We start from the raw sequence: 16,761 nt of genomic DNA, 5'->3' as shown, positions 1-16,761 counted from the left end.
CAAAAACCATGACAAAGTTAAGTGTTAACGTTAATAAAATTGCAACTTTACGTAATTCAAGAGGAGGAAATACTCCGAATTTAATACAAGTAGCTACCGATATTCAGCATTTTGGAGGGGAAGGAATTACGATACATCCAAGACCAGATGAGAGGCATATACGATATCAGGATGCGTATGATCTGAAGCCAATTGTAAATACAGAATATAATATAGAAGGAAACCCAATCCCTAAGTTTATAGAGTTAGTATTGGCTGTTAAACCAACACAGGTTACTTTGGTGCCTGATGCAGTGGATGCTATAACAAGTAATGCGGGCTGGGATACAAAAAAACACGAAAGTTTTTTGAAAGAAGTAATATCTGAGTTTAAACGTAATGATATTAGAACCTCAATATTTGTAGATCCCGTTTCTGAGATAATAGAGGGAGCTGCAATTACGGGAGCGGATAGAATTGAATTGTATACCGAAGAATTTGCTTCAGAATATGCTAAAGGAAATTTGAAAGCGATACAACCTTACACGGTTTGTGCTCAACAAGCAATAGACCTTGGGATTGGGGTGAATGCAGGTCATGACCTCTCTTTAGATAATATCAAATTTTTTAAAGAAAATATTCCTGGACTTCTTGAAGTTTCTATTGGGCATGCTTTAATAAGTGAATCTATATATCTGGGATTAGAAAATGTAGTTAATATGTATTTACATCGATTAAAATAAATTGTAGATATGAAGTTACATGCAAACGTTTTTGGCAAAGGGCAACCTTTTATAATCCTTCATGGATTTTTAGGGATGGGAGATAATTGGAAAACACTTGGAAAGAAAATCTCTGAACAAGGATTTCAGGTTCATTTGGTAGATCAACGAAACCATGGTAGAAGCCCTCATAGTAATGAGTTTAGTTATGACATACTTGCAGATGATTTAGCAACGTATTGTGAAGAACATCATTTGCAAAACTGTAATGTTTTGGGACACTCTATGGGAGGGAAGACGGTAATGCTTTTTGCATCAAAATATCCTGATTTGATTGACCATCTAATTATAGCTGATATAGGACCAAAATATTATCCGTTGCATCATCAGGATATTTTGGATGGGTTAAGTGCTTTAGATTTTGAGATTTTAAAATCCAGAGGAGAAGTGGATCAGGAGTTAAGCACGTATGTGCCTGATGCAGGAGTAAGAATGTTTCTTCTTAAAAACTTGTACTGGATAGATAAAGGAGTACTTGGATTGCGAATAAATTTAAAAGCATTGATTGAAAATGCTCATGAAATAGGAGTAGAACTTCCTGAACAATATACCTATTCTGGGTATACTCTTTTTCTTAAAGGAGAAAGATCTAATTATATTCTGGATGAAGATGAAACCAGAATAAAAAAACAATTCCCTAATTCGATAATCGGGGAAATTTCAAACGCTGGCCACTGGTTACATGCCGAAAACCCAACTAATTTTTTGGAAGAAGTGTTAGAATTCATCAAAAAATAGAGAAAAAATGCTATGTATGCATAATATTTTGATGATTTCGTTGGATAATTAGTATTTTCTATTAAATTTGGAAAATCAAATTTTAATATAGAACTTATATAAACTTTTTGTTTACCTACGAATTTTACATTTTGGCCTCTAAGTTTTTGTGTCTTTACCATAATATGGCTTGGTGATACTCTCAGGAAATCTTTTATTCTAGATTAACTGTCAAAATTTTTCACTTACAAACAAAAAAGTAGACAAGTTCATTCTAAACATAACAAACAATACTAATTAATTATGAGAAAACTTTTATTATTTATTCTGTTCGTCTCGGTAACCTTGGTTACGTATGCAGGCGGATATAGAGTTAGTGTGCAAGGACAAAGAGCTGTTGCCATGGGGCATACTGGAGTAGCGGTGGTGAATAGTGCAGAATTGGTATTCTTTAATCCTGCGGGTCTTGTGTACTTAGAAAATAAATTAAACGTAAGTGTTGGTGCAAGTGGTATCTTTACGAATGTAATATATCAAAACCAAGGATTAGGTACCTCTTCAGAAACTGATAGTTCTGTAGGTACTCCTCTTAGTTTATACGGTTCTTATAAGGTAAATGATTGGATGTCTATTGGTTTGGGGGTATATACTCCTTTTGGTAGCGAAGTAGAATGGCCGACTGATTGGGCAGGTTCTCATTTGGTTAATAATATTGAATTAGCGGCAATCTATATACAGCCAGTAGTATCATTTAAGATTTCTGATCATTTTAGTATTGGAGGTGGGCCAATTTATGTTACCGGTTCTGTGAATTTTAATCGTAATGCTAGTAGAACAACAACCGATTTAGAAGGTAACCGTTCCAATATTACGGTTGATGATTCTGGAGTTACTAATTGGGGATGGAGTATAGGTGCAATGTTTAATCCTACCGAAGATTTTCATATAGGATTTAACTACCGTAGTGAGATTATTATGGAAGTTGAAGGGGGAGAAGCTACTTTTTCGAATTTTCCAAATTCTCCTGCTACACCAGCTAATGGAACTACAACTTTTAATGCAGAATTGCCATTACCAGCAGAGCTTACTATAGGACTGTCATACGAATATGAGAAATGGGTATTTGCATTTGATTATAACAGACAATTCTGGGATGTGTATAAATCATTGGACCTTACTTTTGGTAATGGTTCTAATTCAGTAAACCCACGTAATTATAAAAATTCTTCAGTATACCGACTTGGATTACAGTATCAGGCGACTGATAAAATTACCTTAAGAGCAGGGTATTATCGTGATGAAACTCCGGTGCAACCAGGCTATTTCGCTCCAGAAACTCCTCGTAATGACTCTGATGGGTTTACTGGTGGTTTGAGTTTTGCTGTAACACCTAAGTTAGCTATTGACGCTTCATTCTTTTATTTAAGATTTGAAGAAGTAGATGCTTCTTATGATTTTGGTACAAACTCGACAGGTGGTAGAGAATCTTTTGGAGGAACATATAAATCCAGCGCATTTGCTCCTGGACTTGGTTTAACTTATAAAATGTAATAAAGATGATGAGGAAAAATATAAAATACTTAGCAATTCTTGCATTAGGAATAATAGCATGTGAACCAGAATTTGATAATCCTATTGATGAAGCAGGAACGTATACAAGTGGAGAAGCTGATTTTAGTACTTATGTAGCATTAGGGAACTCACTTACGGCTGGTTTTGCGGACGGAGCATTATATATAACAGGACAAGAAAATTCATATCCTAATATAGTATCCAAGCAATTTGCATTTGCAGGTGGTGGTGATTTTACACAACCATTAATGTCGGATAATACAGGAGGAGCATTACTAGGAGGAACTCAGATTTTAGACAATAGATTTGTGTTAGTTTTTGATGCAGATGGTAACCCTGTAGGACCTTCTGTATATACAGGAGCTGCACCTACTACAGAGATAACTAGTAGTTTAGATGGTTCTTTTAATAATATGGGAGTTCCAGGAGCAAAAAGTTTTCATTTGGCTGCACCAGGATATGGTAATGTAGCTGGGGTAGCAGGTGGTTTGGCAAATCCTTACTATGCAAGATTTGCTTCTTCTACAACGGCAACGGTGATAGGAGATGCTGTAGCACAGAATCCTACCTTCTTTAGTTTATGGATCGGAAATAATGACATACTTAGCTATGCTACTTCTGGCGGTGTAGGAGCAGATAATAATGAAGTGCCTAATCTTGATCCAACTTCATATGGTTCAAATGATATTACAAATACTACTGTATTTGCAGGGGTATATAGTCAATTAATTGATGCGCTTACTGCAAAAGGAGCTAAAGGAGTGTTGTTGAATTTACCAAGTGTAACTTCTATACCATTTTTTACAACTGTTCCTTATGCACCATTAAGTCCTTTAAATCCTGATTTCGGACCGCAAATACCAACACTTAATGCAACCTATGCAGGATTAAACCTTGCATTTGCAGGTATTGGTGTTCCAGAAAGAGCAATAGAATTTTCTGCTACTGGAGCAAGTGCTGTGGTAATTAAAGATGAATCACTCGATGATAAAACGGCACAATTGACTGCGGCTTTGACTCCTACATTTGGAGCATTAAAAGCAGCTCTTTTTGGAGCGCAGTACGGTCAGGCAAGACAAGCTACTGCAGATGATTTGTTAGTGCTTACCAGTTCAAGTATTATAGGGAAACTTAATGAAGCCAGGTTTGCAGAATTAGTTGGTTTAGGTTTGTCTCAGGAAGAAGCCGGACAATTAGCAGTTAATGGTGTTAGTTTTCCTTTAGAGGATAAGTATGTGTTAACACCTGCAGAACAAACGGCTATAGAAAATGCTCGTACAGGATTTAATGCTACTATTGCAGGTCTTGCGACAGCAAAAGGGTTGGCATTTTATGATGCAGCAGCCGATTTGGCGCAAGCAGCAAATGGAGGTATTCCTATTGATGGAGGAGCGATTACATCAGAATTTGTTACAGGAGGAGGGTTCTCATTAGATGGGGTGCACCCAACACCAAGAGCTCATGCTCTGATAACAAATGGGGTATTGGATGCTATCAAAGCTACTTATGGGGCTAATTTGCCAAGGGTTAATCCTGCGGATTATGGTACTATTACCTTAAATAATGATGTTAATTAAGAAAATATACTAAACAATGTTTAGATAAAAGCCTGCTGTTTTTTTTCAGCAGGCTTTTTTATTGAATGAGATAAAGTTTATATTTGAGGTATGAATTTTATACTTAAACTTATTTTAAATGCATTAGCAGTGCTTCTTCTAGCCAAGATCCTGCCAGGAGTAGGAGTCGATAACTATGTTAGTGCATTGATAGTTGCAGCCGTTTTGGCAATTTTAAATACAATTGTAAAGCCTTTACTGGTTATTTTAACGCTACCAGCTACAATACTTACTTTAGGATTGTTTCTTTTAGTTATTAATGCAGCAATTATTTTATTGGCAGATTATTTTATAGCAGGTTTTAGTGTAAATGGATGGTTGTGGGCACTGATCTTTAGTGTCTTGTTATCTGTGTTTCAATCAATACTACATTCTATTTTGAAGAAAGACAAGAATTAATGTAACGCTTACTGTTTTTCAAGGAGTTAAAAGTTTGTTGTGATGTAAAAAAGTATTACTTTTGCAAGCCAATTTTTAGTAGTAAACGTAGAGATAATGAATATTTCAAAAGAGCAATTAGACGAATTAAATGCAGTGGTAACCGTAGATATCGCTAAAGAAGACTATAGTGATAAGGTTGAAAAAATCCTTAGTGATTATCGTAAAAATGCTAACATTCCTGGTTTTAGAAAAGGTCACGTTCCTATGGGACTTGTTAAAAAACAATATGGAAAAGCAGTTTTGGTAGATGAGGTAAATAAGCTGTTACAAGATGCATTAAATAAATATCTTACAGAGGAAAAACTTGATGTATTAGGAAATCCTTTGCCTAAGGAGCAGGATAATTTTGACTGGGATACTGATAATTACTCTTTCGAATTCGAACTTGGATTAGCTCCAAAATTCGAAGTGAAGCTTAATGGTAAAAAAGCTATCACTCACTACAAAATTGTAGCAAACGATGAGATGATCGATAATCAGATCAAAACTATCCAAAAGCAATATGGTAAACTAATACCTAAAGATACTGTAGAGGAAGATGATTTGGTAGCTGGTTCTTTTGCTAATGAAGAAAAAGAAATTGATAATCCATTTACTGTTTCCCTAGATAAAATTAAAGGTAAAAAGAACCTTGATAAATTTATGGGAGCAAAGGTAGGTGATGTTATCAAATTAAAAACAAAAGGATTGTTTGCCGATGATCATGATTTGATAAGTGCTTTAAAAATAAATCATGATGAAGCACATGATCTTAATATAGAAGTAATCTTTACAGTTTCAGAAATAAATACTCAGGAGCTTGCAGATTTAGATCAAGAGTTGTTTGATAAACTATATGGTGCTGGTGTTATAAAATCGGTTACTGATTTGAGAGAAAAAATAAAAGAAGATGCCGAACGCCAGTTCGAGCAACAATCAGAACAACAATTGCTTAATGCTATTACTGAAAACGTTTTAGAGAATACTAAATTTGACCTTCCTAATGAGTTTTTACAGAAATGGATTAGAGCAACTGGTGAGCAGCCTTTAACAGAAGATGAAGCAAAGGATGAGTTTGAAAAAAGTGAAAAAGGATTACGTTATCAATTAATCGAAGGTAAAATAATTAATGATAATAACCTTCAGGTAACTTTTGAAGAATTAAAAGATTTTGCAAAAGATTTGATTAAAGGTCAGATGGCTCAATTTGGGCAAAATTCTCCAGAAGATAAAGAGCTAGAGGATATTGCAGCAAGAATATTATCAAATCAAGAAGAGGTTAAAAGAATCTCTGAGCAATTGATGAGTAAAAAGTTGCTTAATTATTATAAAGAAAATGCGAAGCTAAAGATAAAAGAGGTTAGCTTTGATGAATTCATAAAAGAAGTTTACAAATAATTAATGTTGTAATTTACTAAGGAATTATACTTATATTTAGGGCGTTAAACTATCTTTAGGTTAACGCCCTTTTTATCAATAAAAATTTCAGAAAAAGAAATATGGATTACGGAAAAGAATTCGAAAAATACGCTACACAGCATCATGGTATTAATAGCAATTATTATGGCCAGATCGTTAGTAGTATGTATCCAACCGGGATGACTCCTAATATCATAGAAGAACGTCAAATGAATATTGCTATTTTTGATGTTTTTTCGAGGTTAATGATGGATCGTATTATATTTTTAGGAACCGGGATTAATGATCAGGTGGCTAATATTGTTCAGGCTCAATTGTTATTTCTCGAAAGTGTAGATTCTTCTAAAGATATTCAGATTTATATTAATTCTCCAGGAGGAAGTGTCTATGCAGGCCTTGGTATTTATGATACAATGCAATTTATCAAACCAGACGTAGCTACTATATGTACAGGTATGGCTGCATCTATGGGAGCTGTGTTATTATGTGCAGGGCAAAAAGGAAAACGTTCTGGATTACCTCATAGTCGCGTAATGATTCATCAGCCATTGGGCGGTGCTCAAGGACAAGCAAGTGATATAGAAATCACTGCACGTGAGATTTTGATATTAAAAGAAGAATTATATAAAATTATTGCCAAACACTCCGGACAAACCTACGATAAAGTTTATGAGGATAGCGATAGAGATTATTGGATGAAAGCAGATAAAGCTCTGGAGTATGGAATGATTGATGAGATTTTGACTAGAGAATGATGTGATTTTTCTTGTTAATAAGGGGATTTTTCCCTTATACTTGTATGCATATACGAAAACAGGAGAAGTTTTTATGAAAATGAAATTAAATAACTATGGCTAAGGAAGACTTAGAATGCTCTTTTTGCGGAAGAAAGAAGCCCGAAACCAATTTGCTTATTGCAGGGTTAGATGCCCATATTTGCGATAGGTGTATTGTTCAGGCACATGGAATTGTAGTAGAAGAAGCTAAAGATGAAGAAACAGGTGAGCTTAGTAACGAATTAATGTTACGAAAGCCTATGGCTATCAAGAAGTTTTTGGATGAATATGTAATAGGACAGGAATTTACAAAAAAAGTAATGTCTGTTGCAGTATATAATCATTATAAGCGCTTATTGCAACCACAGACAGAAGATGATATTGAGATTCAAAAAAGTAATATCATTATGGTGGGTCAAACGGGTACGGGTAAAACATTAATGGCTAAGACCATTGCCAAAATGCTTAACGTTCCATTGGCTATTGTAGATGCAACTGTACTTACCGAAGCGGGTTATGTGGGTGAAGATGTAGAAAGTATTCTTACACGATTACTTCAGGCTGCAGATTACAATCTTGAAAAAGCACAGCGAGGTATTGTATTTATTGATGAGATTGATAAAATAGCTCGTAAAAGTGACAATCCTAGTATCACCAGAGATGTTTCTGGAGAAGGAGTTCAACAAGCTTTACTTAAGTTGCTAGAAGGTACTGTAGTAAATGTTCCGCCAAAAGGTGGACGTAAGCATCCAGATCAAAAATTTATCGAAGTAGATACCGAAAATATTCTTTTTATTGCAGGTGGTGCCTTTGATGGGATCGAAAAAATGATCCAGAAACGATTAAATATGCAAGCGGTTGGATATAGTGCTTCTAAAAGTGAAGACGCTATAGAGAAAGATAATCTGCTGCAGTATATTATTCCGAGAGACTTAAAAGATTTTGGATTGATTCCTGAGATTATTGGTAGACTTCCTGTGCTTTCTTATATGAACCCTCTGGATGAAGAAACCCTTAGGTCTATTTTAACAGTTCCTAAAAATGCTATTATAAAGCAATATAAGAAGTTGTTTGAAATGGATAATATTGGTTTTTCAATTACTGATGGTGCATTAGAGTACATTGTAGAAAAAGCTCTGGAATACAGATTAGGAGCAAGAGGTCTTAGATCACTTTGTGAAGCAATTCTAACAGACGCAATGTACGAACTGCCAGAAAGCGAAGAAACAGAGTTTAGAGTAACTAAAGATTATGCCGAAAAGAAGCTAAATAAATCTACAATTAAAAAGCTAAAAGCAGTCTCTTAAGTAGAAGAAAAATATAGAAAAACTTTTTATATAAAAAAAACACCTTTATAAATTTATAAAGGTGTTTTTTGTTGGTTGATTAGTTGATGATATAAATTATTCTGAATATGATATTCGTTCCTTATTATTAGTAATAATATCTTCTGTATTTTTTAAAACGAGATCACTGTTGTTAAGGTGTATTTCGAAACCATTTTGACGAATTAAAGCTTCGTAAAATGTTGCTTTAGAAATTTCACTATAACATGTGTCTTCTTCTAATGTGTTTTCTGTTTTTAAAGCCCTAGTTGAAGAAGAAATATTTGTAGTAGTCTCCTTTGAAGTTACAGTAGCCGTTTCATTGGCTTTAGTAATATGATTTTTGGTTTTGATTTCTTGTGCGTTAATTCCTATAACCAGAAATAATAAAGTAATGCAAGATATCGTAGTTTTCATATTTTGGGGCTTTGGTATATTTAATAACTATCTGAGGACAAATTTAATATGAAAATAAGAGCCTAAAAAATGATTTGATATTTTTTAGATCAAACGCTTTTTTTGAACGATGAAATACTAATAATTTTGTTAAAAACGACAATTCTTACATAGTTATTTTACGGTTTAACCGTAATTATTTATGTTTTTATTTGAAGTTTTTATGGAAAAAAGACCGATTTAGATAGGCTTAACTGTTTCTTAATCAGGGAGAATAAGAACCCACACTATTTAATGCAATTAATTCTTCAATATAGGTTCGTTCATTGGATAACCTTGGGATTTTATGTTGCCCTCCCAGTTTGTCATTCTTTTTCAGCCAATCATAGAATAGGTTTTGTCTTGCAATACGTACATGAAGAATATTAAGAGTTGTATTGTTGTATCTTTTGGCTTCATAATCACTATTTACCTGTTGCAGGTTTTGGTCTAGAATATGAATAAATTCTTTAATGTCTTTAGGATGTTTTTTAAATTCAATGATCCACTCATGTGCGCCTTTTTCTCGTCCTTTCATGAAAATTGGAGCCACGGTGTAATCTACAATCTCACTATTAGTGGTTTTGGTTGTCTTTCTAAGAGCTTCTTCTGCATTTTCGATAATAAGCTCTTCTCCAAAGACATTAATGTGATGTTTGGTTCTTCCTGATACCTTAATTCTATATGGATCTATAGAGGTAAAGCGAATAGTATCTCCAATTTTATAACGCCATAATCCAGCATTAGTCGTAATGATAATAGCATAATTTTTTCCAACTTCTACTTCGCTTAATGGGATCACCTTTTCGGTTTTGGTACCATATGTATTCATGGGTATGAATTCATAAAATATCCCATAATCTAACATTAATAATAACTCAGAAGAATTATTATGATCCTGTATAGCAAAGAAGCCTTCAGAAGCATTATATATTTCATAATATTTAAAAGAGTTTCTAGGTAAAATTTTGCTGTATTGATCTTTGTATGGCTCAAAACTTACCCCACCATGAAAATACACTTCGAGATTATTCCATATTTCGAAGATATTCTCATTTCCTGTAATTTCTAACACTTGATTAAGTAAAACCAACATCCAGGAAGGAACACCAGCTAAGCTAGTTACATTTTCCTGAATAGTCTCATTAACAATAGCTTTCATTTTATACTCCCAATCACTCATTAATGACACTTCGTTGCTAGGAGTAGAGCTAAACTCTGCCCAAAAGGGCATGTTATCTATGATTATTGCGGATAAATCTCCAAAAGAAGTTCCGTTTTCTTTATATAATTCTTTACTACCTCCTAATCTAAGGCTTTTGCCGGTAAAGAGTTTTGATTCCTCATTATTATTAAGATACATGCATAAGAGATCTTTACCAGCGGCAAAATGACAATCTTCTAGTGATTCTTCACTAACAGGGATAAATTTACTTTTTGAACTGGTAGTACCGCTAGATTTTGCAAACCACTTGATAGGAGTGGGCCAAAAAATATTGTGTTCTCCCAAACGACTTCTTTCGATTATCGATTCATAATCTTCATAAGATCGTATAGGTACACGTTCTTTAAAAGTTTCATAATTGCTTATGGTTGCAAAATCATAGCTTTTCCCAAATTCTGTATTCTTAGCTGTTTCTAATAGCACATGCAGCAACTCAAGCTGAACCTCATTAGGATACTTAAGAAAAAGCTCCATTTGATGAAAACGCTTTTTTAAGAACCAGCTGGCTATAGAATTAACTAATGGGATTGGCATTTTTTAATGTATATTTAGGCAAAAATAAAGTACACCAATTCTGATATAAAATTGGAATACATTATTTTTGTTGTTGTCAATTAGAAACTAAAATAATAAAAATAATCACATTCTTCTTATTAGATTATTATATAACGAAATTTTATGCAATATCAGGGAGTACTAACAAAAATGCAAACAGAAATTAATGACCCTATTCAATATTATTTGGTTTTCGAATCCGATTTTATCCATATGAATCAGTTATTGGATAAAAAAATACGAATAGAATTTGTAGGGTATCAATGTCTTGCCTGTGGTGAAAATAAAAAAATATTTAGACAAGGATATTGTTATGATGACTTTTATAACCAACCTCAAGTTGGAGATTGGGTAATGCGCCCAGAATTAAGTACTGCACATTTAGATATTGAAGATAGAGATTTAGAATTTGAGAAAAAGGCACAGCTTCAACCACATATTGTGTATCTGGCTAATTCTAGTAATGTTAAGGTGGGGGTAACCAGAAAATCCCAGGTACCTACAAGGTGGATAGATCAGGGAGCACATGAGGCTATAGAAATTGTAGAGGTTCCTAATCGGTATTTGGCAGGTATTACCGAGGTGGCCTTAAAAGAAAAGGTTGCTGATAAAACAAATTGGCGTACCATGCTTAAGAATGAAATAACAGACGAAGACCTGATCTCTTTTAAAGAGAAACTAAAGGATTTTATCCCTGATGAGGTAAAAGAGTATTTTATTGAAAATGGAAAAGAAACTCAACTTCATTTTCCTGTGCTTCAATATCCCAATGCATTAAAAAGCCTCAACCTAACGAAAACACCAGAATATTCTGGTGTGCTAAAAGGAATTAAAGGGCAATATCTTATTTTTGAAGATAATACAGTCTTTAATGTGAGAAATAACGAAGGATATGTGGTTAGTTTAACAATAACCTAGCATGTTTTTTTTGCAATTATAGCCAATTCTTCTTTTCCGTAGATTTCACATTGTTGTAACGTACTTTGAATATCATCAATAGTTGTTCTTGGGTTTATAAGGCACATTCTAAGTACGATCTGACCTTGTAAAACTGTAGTTACCAGTATTGCCTCTCTGGAATCGACTATTTTTTTAGAAATATTCTGATTGATACGATCTAATTCTTCTTCAGAAAGCTGATGACCAATAGGATGATATCTAAAGTTAATTATGGCTAATGTCGCCGGTGATGTAATTTCCCAATATGTGCTTTTTCGTAAGATATCTTCGGTCTGTTCTGCAAGGTCTATGTTGTATTGTATGGCTTTTCTAAAAGATTCGAGGCCAAATGTCTTCAATGACATATAAAATTTTAATGCACGAAAACGTCGAGTTAACTGAATACCGTGGTCATAAAAATTAATTTCAGACTCATTACCTTCTATATCTCTTAAGTATTCTGGTTTCTCACTAAATGTACCGCTTAACCAGTTATGATCTTTAACCAATAAACAACCCATCTCATAAGGTTGAAAAAACCACTTGTGTGGATCTACAGTTAATGAGTCTGCTCTTTCGATACCTTTTAAAAGTTTTTTTCCTTTATCAGCTAAAATTGCCGCACCTCCATAAGCTCCATCGACATGCATCCATAAATTTTCTTCCTCACAGATATTTGCAATTTCATCCATAGGATCTACAGTTCCTGTATTGGTAGTACCTGCAGAAGCAATTATGCAAAATGGTTGATATCCTTCAAGACGATCTTTGGCAATCACATTTTTTAATTTGTTTAAAGAAACTTTAAATTCTAGATCAGTAGGGATAAGTCTGATCTGCTCTTTTTTAAAGCCAATTACTTTGATTGCTTTTATATTTGAAGAGTGAGCTTGATCTGATAAGTAGATTATAGCTTTAGAAAAATCTTGCCCACATTTTATCCTTCTGGCTGTTACCAATGCAGTAAGATTTGCCATCGAACCGCCACTTGTAAATATTCCTCCACCCTTTTTTGTTGGAAATCCAAAAATCTTAAGCAACCAATTCATAACTACTATTTCTAATTCTGCTGCTGCTGGAGATGCTGCCCAACCACCAGAGAATATATTAAAACCAGTTGCAATAGTATCAGCCATTGCACTTATATAGTTACTTGGCCCAGGTACAAAAGAGTATGATTTTGGGTGAGATACAATACTACTGTTTGGAATGACTTGATCCATTACAAAATCCAGAATTTCATCTGCAGGAGTGGGGTGATCAGGTAGATCTTCTGTTAGTAATGAGTCCATCTCTTCTCTTGAAGCAATGGTTACAGGTTTTTTTGAGTTCTGAGTCTCAAAATGATCTACAATATGATCTATAATCTTATACCCATAACGTTGCATTTCTTCTTTTGGCAACATTAATTTAGAGTTGAAATCGTCTTTTTTCACAGCAATATAATTTTATCAGAATTGCGAACAAATATAAAAACACTTAATGGATAATTACTTGTACAAATGGATCAAAAAATGGTATTTTGCTATAGGTTACGTCTTTATTCAGCCAAAAAATTGATACCTTGGAAAATAGAAATAACTACCAAGACTATACCTATAATCCTAGAAAGCTTAGCTTTTGAATCCCCTGGTTGTTGTGCGATTTTATTTCCCCATAGACTATAAAAATATAATGTTCCTATTTTTCCTAAGTAGATTCCCAGAAAGAAAAGAAAAAGAGAGGTGAGCGGATTTTGAACTGTGAGTTTAAAAATATATTTGTTCACCAGTGAAATGGCTAAAACCCAGTAAATAATTACTGGAGGATTTAATACTGCTAAAGAAAAGCCGGTAAGGAATTTAGAATTGGATAGTTTTAATTTGTTGGATTTATGTTTAGTATTTATTTTCTTCTTGAAAAGTAAGAAATACATTCCAATAGAGAAGAAGAGTATAATGAACACGATTTGTATCCATTGATTTTCTTGAAAAAAATCGGATAATTCCATACTGCAATGCAACGCAAAAAGGGCTAGTAAAACTTCACCAATCCCTGCAGCTAATGCTATGTAGGATGCGTTTTTAATATTCTCTTTTACAGAGGTATGAATAACAGCCAGATTAACAGCTCCAAGAGGAAGTGCACCTATTACTGCCGTAACGGTTCCTAATAAGAGATATAGTACAGATAATGTCATAAAATCTTAGTAGTTATAAATCCGATAATCTTACAATTAAATAAAAAAAATAGAAGCGACAACTGTCGCTTCTAACCCTAAGTAAATATGATAATTTAAACACATTACTAATTTAATTTTTTAAAAATTTCCGTTAACTCCTATTCTCATTTTTTTAATGACTTCTTCATAGTAAAGAATTGTCCAGATAATTTTTTCTGTATCAGCATACGGAACCAACTCTTCTATCGTTTCTTTGGTGACTTCTAAGTTTTTTCGTGTAGACTCCTTGTTATTTCTGAGGATTTTGAGGTGTCGGGAATCTTCCTTAATGCCAATATCACTTAGTCTTACACCAGGTTCATTGGTAAGTGATAGAAATGGGAGTATGGTTATGATTTCCTCGACCCGATCTTGATATAACTTTACGAGTTGCCCTTTCTTTAAGGCTTGTAGGTCACTAATAGTGTGAAATTTATTAGTCTGACTCCTTTGTGTAAAGAATATGGCTTCATTTGCTTGTTGTGCAAGAATTGTACTTGCTGCAAGAAAGAAGATTAAGCTTGTTAATATTTTTGACATAGTGTTTGTAATATACATTTGATTTGGATTGATCTCGTATAGTAAAATCAAGAGCAAGCTATTTTATTATTGCATCACCATATAATTGTTTAATGATTTTTTTAATTGAAATTTAGGAACAATAGAGCTTTTTGGATCACTAAACAAATCATTTACACCGACAAAGCTTTCGGTAAATCTATTGTATTTTAGAATATCCAGGGCTCCGTTAATTGTCGCATTGCTAGTGGTTATACCTTTACCATGAATATTGAAAAAACTATTATCCATCATAAATGCTTTTTGTATAACGGCTAAAGATGTATATGATTTATCAAACTTAACAACATCAGAGAAACCAGATATTTTAGAATTATGTATATATGTTATTGCCGAATTAGATGTAGAAATAGCTGCAGTTGTATGTTGGTAATTGGTTTTGTCAGACAGATTAACAAGAGTTGCATTTGCAATAGTAACATCTGTTATAGCATCTGGTTTAATGTATCCAAGTTCTTTATTGTATCCATCTATTTCGATAGCATATGACCCCTGTGGACTGTTAATGTATGGGTGTCTTATAGCAAGAACATTCTTAATTGTTCCTCTAAAACCTTCAGAAATTTGGTAATCATCATCTTGTGCCTTAAGCGAAACCAGATTTTGAATATTATTTTTTCCTCCGTGGATATTATAAGAATCCTGACCAGAATAACTTACCATAATATCTTTTACGATAGAAGAAGTTCCTAAGCCATATAGAGATAATCCATTAGATTCTTTGTTTCCAGAAAATTCGATTCTCACATATCTTAGTATTGTTGTTTCTTCATTTATGTTATTTCCGCCATAAACAGAATACTGAGGGTTGAAATCTCCTTCAAGTATACCGTTACCCGAAACAGTATTCACTTTTCCTGATCCAGCAATAATTATACCTCCCCAATCACCACTATTTCGGGATTTAGAAGCTTTGCTAGAGGTAAAAACAATAGGATAAGCTTTGGATCCTGCTGCAATTAACTTTGAACCTTTAGAAATAATAAGATTTGCAGGGTTTTCATGATCACATCGTATAATTGTTCCTTCTTGAATAGTTAAAGATGCACCATTCGTTACATATACATCACCAGACATTGAATAAACAATATCATTTCTTAAATAAGTGTGATCCATTATAATATTAGGTAGTTTCTCATCAGCTTCTGGATAGTCAGTTTTATTTGGTGTAAAGTTTGTCCATCCTTTGGTCCATCTGTCATTATTTTCATTAAAATCTTGTGCAATAGCTAGATTAGAAGTTAATAGTAGGATAAAAGCTGTTAATAGAGAACATCTTTTTTTCATAATAGTTTATTTTGGGGTTAAACTTTTTTTGGAAGAAATTTCTTTCCTCCGATTTTGGGACTACTAAGATAGAAGAGTTTTAACAAAATTGGTTACGTGTTTACCGTAGACTTTGTACGTTGGTCGTTATTTTAACTTAAATTAGTAAAATATTATGAGTAAAATTCCTACATAACTATTTTTCTATCATGCTGATAATCAAAAAATTAACGAATGTTTACTGGATTTTTGTAAATATTAAACAATTTTGTTTGGTAAATTCATTTTTTTGTTAAAATAGGGGCGTTTCCCCCTATTTTAGGGAGCTATTTGTACGCTGTTTTTCCTTAGAATGTGATATTTAAGAACGGAAAATGACGACATATTACATGTGATATGTGTGATTTGTAAGTGAAAAAGTGTTTTGAAAACCTGTTTATTTGTAAAAAAAATCGACTTATTAGTTAATAACAAGTCGATTTAATTATATGGATAGGAATATGTACTAATATACTTGGTTAAAAATTTCCATTAGCACCTATTCTAACTTTTTTAATTACTTCTTCAAAATATAAAATACCCCAAATAATCTTTTCTGTATCTGCATAAGGGATAAATTCTGAAATTAAGCCTTCATTACTTTCGATCATGTCTGTAGTCATCGTATGGTGCTTATTAAGTGACTTTAAGTGATCTGAGCTTTCTTTAATACCAATATCAGACAATTTAATACCAGCTTCATTAGTAAGAGCTAAATAGGGGAGAACGGTTATTATCTCATTAATACGATCTGTATACAATTTAACAAGTTCACCCTTTTTTAGGTCTTCTAATTCATCTATAGTATGGAATTTTTTGGTTAGTGCCTTTTGCTCAAAAAAAACATTCTTTCTTGTTTGAGCATAATTAAGGTTCATGATAAAAAAGACAAAGAAAGCGATACTGAATAATTTCAT

16 protein-coding genes are annotated in these 16,761 nt (G+C 33.3%); 9 read left to right on the top strand and 7 right to left on the bottom strand.

Going from position 1 to position 16,761, the window contains the following annotated elements:
• Nucleotides 1-8: 8 nt before the first annotated feature.
• From DG435_RS21870 to clpX, 8 genes are all read left to right on the top strand, one after another.
• Nucleotides 9-722 carry a pyridoxine 5'-phosphate synthase gene (locus tag DG435_RS21870; protein WP_106793828.1) on the top strand — a complete coding sequence of 238 codons (714 nt, stop codon included), beginning with the start codon at nt 9-11 and terminating at the stop codon, nt 720-722.
• A 9-nt stretch (nt 723-731) separates the two neighbouring features.
• Nucleotides 732-1,499 carry an alpha/beta fold hydrolase gene (locus DG435_RS21865; protein ID WP_106793827.1) on the top strand — a complete coding sequence of 256 codons (768 nt, stop codon included), beginning with the start codon at nt 732-734 and terminating at the stop codon, nt 1,497-1,499.
• A 282-nt stretch (nt 1,500-1,781) separates the two neighbouring features.
• Nucleotides 1,782-3,029, top strand: coding sequence for an OmpP1/FadL family transporter (locus tag DG435_RS21860; protein ID WP_106793826.1), 1,248 nt, complete (start codon nt 1,782-1,784; stop codon nt 3,027-3,029).
• Nucleotides 3,030-3,034: 5 nt separating this feature from the next.
• Nucleotides 3,035-4,627, top strand: coding sequence for a G-D-S-L family lipolytic protein (locus DG435_RS21855; RefSeq protein WP_369872352.1), 1,593 nt, complete (start codon nt 3,035-3,037; stop codon nt 4,625-4,627).
• A gap of 90 nt (nt 4,628-4,717) precedes the next feature.
• A complete protein-coding gene (locus tag DG435_RS21850) occupies nt 4,718-5,065 on the top strand; it encodes a phage holin family protein (RefSeq protein ID WP_106793824.1) in 348 nt (115 codons plus the stop codon).
• A 96-nt stretch (nt 5,066-5,161) separates the two neighbouring features.
• Entirely contained in the window at nt 5,162-6,484 is a 1,323-nt protein-coding gene (tig, locus tag DG435_RS21845; protein WP_106793823.1) for a trigger factor, read from the top strand.
• A 101-nt stretch (nt 6,485-6,585) separates the two neighbouring features.
• The gene (gene clpP, locus DG435_RS21840) at nt 6,586-7,260 is read left to right on the top strand and encodes an ATP-dependent Clp endopeptidase proteolytic subunit ClpP (RefSeq protein ID WP_106793822.1); all 675 of its coding nucleotides are present in this window, start codon (nt 6,586-6,588) and stop codon (nt 7,258-7,260) included.
• Nucleotides 7,261-7,355: 95 nt separating this feature from the next.
• Entirely contained in the window at nt 7,356-8,588 is a 1,233-nt protein-coding gene (clpX, locus tag DG435_RS21835) for an ATP-dependent Clp protease ATP-binding subunit ClpX (protein WP_106793821.1), read from the top strand.
• Nucleotides 8,589-8,684: 96 nt separating this feature from the next.
• On the opposite strand, the gene DG435_RS21830 is transcribed toward clpX, so the two are convergent.
• Nucleotides 8,685-9,023: a hypothetical protein gene (locus tag DG435_RS21830; protein ID WP_106793820.1), complete on the bottom strand. Its 339-nt coding sequence runs from the start codon at nt 9,021-9,023 to the stop codon at nt 8,685-8,687.
• Nucleotides 9,024-9,267: 244 nt separating this feature from the next.
• Entirely contained in the window at nt 9,268-10,800 is a 1,533-nt protein-coding gene (locus tag DG435_RS21825; RefSeq protein WP_106793819.1) for a GH3 auxin-responsive promoter family protein, read from the bottom strand.
• A 144-nt stretch (nt 10,801-10,944) separates the two neighbouring features.
• Here DG435_RS21825 and DG435_RS21820 point away from each other — a divergent pair, with 144 nt between their 5' ends.
• The gene (locus DG435_RS21820; RefSeq protein ID WP_106793818.1) at nt 10,945-11,739 is read left to right on the top strand and encodes a DUF2797 domain-containing protein; all 795 of its coding nucleotides are present in this window, start codon (nt 10,945-10,947) and stop codon (nt 11,737-11,739) included.
• Here DG435_RS21820 and DG435_RS21815 read toward each other — a convergent pair.
• The 5 genes from DG435_RS21815 to DG435_RS21795 form a co-directional block, all read right to left on the bottom strand.
• Nucleotides 11,736-13,166 (bottom strand): aspartate aminotransferase family protein, encoded by a 1,431-nt coding sequence (locus DG435_RS21815; protein WP_106793817.1) that lies wholly within the window; start codon nt 13,164-13,166, stop codon nt 11,736-11,738. The genes DG435_RS21820 and DG435_RS21815 overlap by 4 nt on opposite strands.
• 134 nt (nt 13,167-13,300) lie before the next feature.
• Nucleotides 13,301-13,939, bottom strand: a complete 639-nt coding sequence (locus tag DG435_RS21810) for a LysE family transporter (RefSeq protein ID WP_106793816.1) — start codon at nt 13,937-13,939, stop codon at nt 13,301-13,303.
• A 120-nt stretch (nt 13,940-14,059) separates the two neighbouring features.
• A complete protein-coding gene (locus DG435_RS21805; protein WP_159025671.1) occupies nt 14,060-14,500 on the bottom strand; it encodes a hypothetical protein in 441 nt (146 codons plus the stop codon).
• Between the two features lie 66 nt (nt 14,501-14,566).
• Complete coding sequence (locus DG435_RS21800; protein WP_106793814.1) at nt 14,567-15,826, bottom strand: hypothetical protein; 1,260 nt, start codon at nt 15,824-15,826, stop codon at nt 14,567-14,569.
• A gap of 497 nt (nt 15,827-16,323) precedes the next feature.
• Entirely contained in the window at nt 16,324-16,761 is a 438-nt protein-coding gene (locus DG435_RS21795; RefSeq protein WP_159025670.1) for a hypothetical protein, read from the bottom strand.

Source organism: Aquimarina sp. Aq78 (assembly GCF_900299525.1).
Classification (GTDB): domain Bacteria; phylum Bacteroidota; class Bacteroidia; order Flavobacteriales; family Flavobacteriaceae; genus Aquimarina.
The sequence above is the reverse complement of the archived record's forward strand: the minus strand, read 5'-3'. Positions and strand labels throughout refer to the sequence as shown.

Coding starts and splice junctions, on each gene's coding strand:
- DG435_RS21870 (WP_106793828.1), top strand. CDS start 9: ATGACAAAGTTAAGTGTTAACGTTAATAAAATTGCAACTTTACGTAAT.
- DG435_RS21865 (WP_106793827.1), top strand. CDS start 732: ATGAAGTTACATGCAAACGTTTTTGGCAAAGGGCAACCTTTTATAATC.
- DG435_RS21860 (WP_106793826.1), top strand. CDS start 1,782: ATGAGAAAACTTTTATTATTTATTCTGTTCGTCTCGGTAACCTTGGTT.
- DG435_RS21855 (WP_369872352.1), top strand. CDS start 3,035: ATGATGAGGAAAAATATAAAATACTTAGCAATTCTTGCATTAGGAATA.
- DG435_RS21850 (WP_106793824.1), top strand. CDS start 4,718: ATGAATTTTATACTTAAACTTATTTTAAATGCATTAGCAGTGCTTCTT.
- tig (WP_106793823.1), top strand. CDS start 5,162: ATGAATATTTCAAAAGAGCAATTAGACGAATTAAATGCAGTGGTAACC.
- clpP (WP_106793822.1), top strand. CDS start 6,586: ATGGATTACGGAAAAGAATTCGAAAAATACGCTACACAGCATCATGGT.
- clpX (WP_106793821.1), top strand. CDS start 7,356: ATGGCTAAGGAAGACTTAGAATGCTCTTTTTGCGGAAGAAAGAAGCCC.
- DG435_RS21830 (WP_106793820.1), bottom strand. CDS start 9,023: ATGAAAACTACGATATCTTGCATTACTTTATTATTTCTGGTTATAGGA.
- DG435_RS21825 (WP_106793819.1), bottom strand. CDS start 10,800: ATGCCAATCCCATTAGTTAATTCTATAGCCAGCTGGTTCTTAAAAAAG.
- DG435_RS21820 (WP_106793818.1), top strand. CDS start 10,945: ATGCAATATCAGGGAGTACTAACAAAAATGCAAACAGAAATTAATGAC.
- DG435_RS21815 (WP_106793817.1), bottom strand. CDS start 13,166: ATGTTGCCAAAAGAAGAAATGCAACGTTATGGGTATAAGATTATAGAT.
- DG435_RS21810 (WP_106793816.1), bottom strand. CDS start 13,939: ATGACATTATCTGTACTATATCTCTTATTAGGAACCGTTACGGCAGTA.
- DG435_RS21805 (WP_159025671.1), bottom strand. CDS start 14,500: ATGTCAAAAATATTAACAAGCTTAATCTTCTTTCTTGCAGCAAGTACA.
- DG435_RS21800 (WP_106793814.1), bottom strand. CDS start 15,826: ATGAAAAAAAGATGTTCTCTATTAACAGCTTTTATCCTACTATTAACT.
- DG435_RS21795 (WP_159025670.1), bottom strand. CDS start 16,761: ATGAAATTATTCAGTATCGCTTTCTTTGTCTTTTTTATCATGAACCTT.